The sequence below is a fragment of the Dietzia sp. DQ11-71 genome, from assembly GCF_014144995.1.
Taxonomy (GTDB): domain Bacteria; phylum Actinomycetota; class Actinomycetes; order Mycobacteriales; family Mycobacteriaceae; genus Dietzia; species Dietzia kunjamensis.
This window is the reverse complement of record NZ_JAALDT010000488.1, coordinates 1-2,050: the sequence shown is the minus strand read 5'-3', so window position 1 is coordinate 2,050 and position 2,050 is coordinate 1. Positions and strand designations below refer to the sequence as shown.

Here is a 2,050-nt window from a genome sequence, read left to right as displayed (position 1 = left end):
ACGCCTCGACGAACTCATCGACCCACCACCCTTCTGACCTGACCGCGCAGTTTGCGGCGCAGTAGCTGGGTGCCGGGCCCTCACCCCTCCAGTCGAGTCACCACGCCGCGGTCGCCGTCCACTCGGACGCGGTCGCCGGTGCGCAGCGTTCGGGTGGCATCGATGGTGTTGACCACGCATGGCAGGCCGTACTCGCGGGCGACCACCGCGCCGTGAGAAACAGAACTGCCGATATCAGTGACCAGCGCCGCGATCACCGTGAAATACGGAGTCCAGCCCACGTCCGTCACGGGCGCGACCAGGATCTCACCGGGCCGCAACTCCCGGGCATCGACGATCGACCGGGCCACCCGCACCACGCCCTCCACCGTTCCGCGGCTCGCCGGACGGCCCACGATGTCGCCGCCCGCAGCCTCGCGGGGCGGCCGGGCGATCAACGCAGTCGGCCGACCCACCGACACGTCCGGGAACTCGAGCGCGTCCTGGAACGCCAGCGCCTTCCGACGCTCGACAGCCTGCGCGACCAACTCCTCCGGGGAGGCCGACACGCTGCCGTCCGAGCCGTGACTCGCGAGTCCGCCGGTCACCGGGCCCGGCGCGCCGACGATCCGCGCCAGCTCGGGCCGGTCGAAGATGAACACCAGATCCGCATCGGGCAGCCGCCCGGACGCCGAGAGCACCTCGCCCAGATGCCGATAACCGCGCTTCAAGGAGTGCGCCAGCAGCGCCATCTTGGACTTGGTCTCCTCGCGGCCCCGCGCACCGGCCCGGGCCCACCGCGCAAGCTGGCGGATCACGGGTGACTCCGGCTCCGGGACCTCCGCGGTCTCGGACGCCCGCCCACCCCGCTCGAGCGTGGACCGCACCATGACCTGCATGATCGCGCCCAGCCCCTCGGGATCGTCGGCCCACGACGCGTCTCGCATACACAGCTCGCGATACCCGCGATGGCCATGGCGCGACAGGAACCGCCGCAGCGCGACGCCCCACCCGTCAGCCGAGGCGAGCACCGCCTCCACTGCCGCGCCGGGATCCGCTCCGAGAAACCGCTCGGTAGCGGCGGAGTCAGCAGCCAACGCCCGCACCACCGACTCGAGCTCGGCCAGCATGAGCGCACTCTCCACATCTGCGGCGCCGGCCATGAGCCGGGAGGCCTCGGCGCGGCCGTTGTCCTCGGTGCCGCCCGCGGCGACGGCCTGCCGCATGAGCACGCTCTCCAGCACGTTGGCCGCGACCGCCGCGCGAGATGACGACCGCACGTGCGTCAATGTCACCTCGCAGTACAGGTGCATCCCCGCCTCGAGTTGGCGCCACACTTGTAGTGGGTCGCAGCCGGTGGGGATCTCGAACGCGCCGATCTGCTCGCCCAGACCCCGCACGGCCGGGCCCGCGGTGAGGGCGAACGTCGACAGGCGAACCGTATTACCGAGTCGCCGCGGGAGCGGCTGCGGCGGTTTGGGCACGAGCTCGTCGACCACCCGCCCGCAGATCGACGTGGAGAACTGCTCCAGCGAATTGCCCAGCAGTCCCGAGCTCAGCGCGGTGCCCTCGGTGAGGTTGAGGAACATGTGCCCGGAGAAGTAGCCCACCTGTAGCCACGGCTGCTCGTAACTCGGTTGCGCCCGGGCGACCACCTGGATCATCTGCATGGCGTGGTCGATCGCGTACCCCGACACCGACGCGGTGAGCGGGCAATACGCCCCCGGCATCATCTCGCCGATGTTGCAGCGCGTGTACATGTGGTCGCTGCCGGCGAGTGTCGAATCCATCCCGCCCAGGTCGGCGGGCAGCGTCGTGATGGGCCGCGCCTGCAGCCACCACAGCCGCCCCTGCCGGTCGATCGCCCACTCCAGATCCATCGGCCTGCCCCAGTGCCGCTCGGCGGTCAGCGCGCCGGACCGGATCGCCTCGATGTCCTCGCCGAGGAGCACCGGGCGCTCGCCGACCTCGCGCGCCGCCACGCCGCCGGCGGTGTCGAGGACCAGGTGGTCGGGGGAGGCAGTGCCGTCGACCAGGGACTCGCCCAGCCCGGCGACGGCGTCGATCACCA

1 protein-coding gene is annotated in these 2,050 nt (G+C 71.4%); it reads right to left on the bottom strand.

Annotated elements, in window-relative coordinates; genetic code table 11:
• Positions 1 to 80: 80 nt before the first annotated feature.
• Positions 81 to 2,050 (bottom strand): PEP-utilizing enzyme (locus tag G6023_RS15065; RefSeq protein ID WP_182636277.1); only part of this gene is annotated, 1,970 nt, incomplete at its 5' end.